Annotated in this window: 4 protein-coding genes; all 4 read left to right on the forward strand. The window is 72.4% G+C overall.

Going from position 1 to position 1,576, the window contains the following annotated elements; all coding sequences use genetic code 11:
• A partial coding sequence (locus DIZ27_RS45010) for a carboxyl transferase domain-containing protein (RefSeq protein ID WP_309075012.1) occupies positions 1–462 on the forward strand: 462 nt, incomplete at its 5' end.
• Positions 463–475: 13 nt separating this feature from the next.
• Positions 476–670 (forward strand): acyl-CoA carboxylase subunit epsilon, encoded by a 195-nt coding sequence (locus DIZ27_RS45015; RefSeq protein WP_109383993.1) that lies wholly within the window; start codon positions 476–478, stop codon positions 668–670.
• Between the two features lie 19 nt (positions 671–689).
• Positions 690–1,151 (forward strand): cobalamin B12-binding domain-containing protein, encoded by a 462-nt coding sequence (locus DIZ27_RS45020; RefSeq protein ID WP_109383994.1) that lies wholly within the window; start codon positions 690–692, stop codon positions 1,149–1,151.
• On the forward strand, positions 1,148–1,576 hold a 429-nt coding region (locus tag DIZ27_RS45025; protein ID WP_309075013.1), incomplete at its 3' end, for a biotin carboxylase N-terminal domain-containing protein. The genes DIZ27_RS45020 and DIZ27_RS45025, both read left to right, overlap by 4 nt.

The raw sequence follows: 1,576 nt of genomic DNA on the forward strand, positions 1-1,576 counted from the left end.
CCCGGCTTCCTGCCCGGGGTGGGCCAGGAGCACGAGGGCATCATCCGCCGCGGCGCCAAGCTGATCTTCGCCTATGCGGAGGCCACGGTGCCGCTGATCACGGTGATCACCCGCAAGGCGTTCGGCGGCGCCTACGACGTGATGGGCTCCAAGCACCTGGGCGCCGATGTGAACCTGGCCTGGCCGACCGCGCAGATCGCGGTGATGGGCGCGCAGGGCGCGGTCAACATCGTGCACCGGCGCGCCCTGGCCGAGGCGGAGGATGCCGAGGAGACCCGYGCGCGGCTGATGCGGGAGTACGAGGACGCCCTGCTCAACCCCTACACCGCGGCCGAGCGCGGCTACGTGGACGCGGTGATCATGCCGTCCGAGACCCGCCGGCACATCGTGCGCGGGCTGCGTCAGCTGCGCACCAAGCGCGCGGCGCTGCCGCCCAAGAAGCACGGCAACATCCCCCTCTAGCCCAGGAGCCGTTGTGATCAAGGTCGTACGGGGCAACCCCACCCCGGAGGAGCTCGCCGCCGTGGTCGCGCTGCTCTCCGCTGTCCGTGCCCCGGGTCCCGGGCCTGCCCCCCGTTGTGCCGGTGCCTGGGCCTCCCCTCGCCTGCTCTTGCGCACGCCGCAGGGATACGGCCCTGTCGGCTGGCGCGCCTCAGCCCTCCCCCAGTGAATTTCCGAACGGAGAGACCATGAACGTCCTGCGACAACGCGCAGATCTCGGTGGTGCGGCGCCGCCTCGGCTGCGTGTGGTGATCGCCAAGCCCGGACTCGACGGTCACGACCGCGGCGCCAAGGTGATCGCCCGCGCGCTGCGCGACGCCGGGCACGAGGTGATCTACACCGGACTGCACCAGACCCCGGAGCAGATCGTCGCCACCGTCATCGCCGAGGACGCACCCGTCCTGGGCCTTTCCGTCCTCTCGGGCGCCCACCTGACGATCGTGGGGCGCGTGATCGAACTGCTGGCACGGGAAGACGCGAGCGACGTCCGCATCCTGGTCGGCGGCATCATCCCGGACGCCGACGTCCGCGCGCTCGAAGCCATGGGCGTCGCCGCGGTGTTCACCCCCGGTGCGGACATCCGCCGCATCGTCGAGACCGTCGATGCGCTCAGTGCCGACCGGACGCACGTACAGGAGACGGCATGCTGACCAAGGTGCTCATCGCCAACCGTGGCGAAATCGCTGTCCGCGTGGCCCGGGCCTGCCGGGATGCCGGCATCACCAGCGTCGCCGTCTACGCCGACCCGGACCGGGACGCCCTGCACGTCCGCGCCGCGGACGAGGCCTTCGCCCTGGGCGGTGACACCCCCGCCACCAGCTACCTCGACATGGACAAGGTGCTGAACGCCGCCCGCGAATCCGGCGCGGACGCCATCCACCCCGGCTACGGCTTCCTCTCGGAGAACGCCGACTTCGCCCAGGCGGTCCTGGACGCCGGCCTGACCTGGATCGGCCCGCCCCCGGCCGCGATCCGCGCCCTGGGCGACAAGGTCGCCGCCCGGCACATCGCCCAGCGCGCCGGCGCCCCCCTGGTGGCCGGCACCCCCGACCCGGTCACCGGCGCCGACGAGGTC

The sequence above is a fragment of the Streptomyces sp. NWU339 genome (assembly GCF_003143855.1).
Taxonomy (GTDB): domain Bacteria; phylum Actinomycetota; class Actinomycetes; order Streptomycetales; family Streptomycetaceae; genus Streptomyces.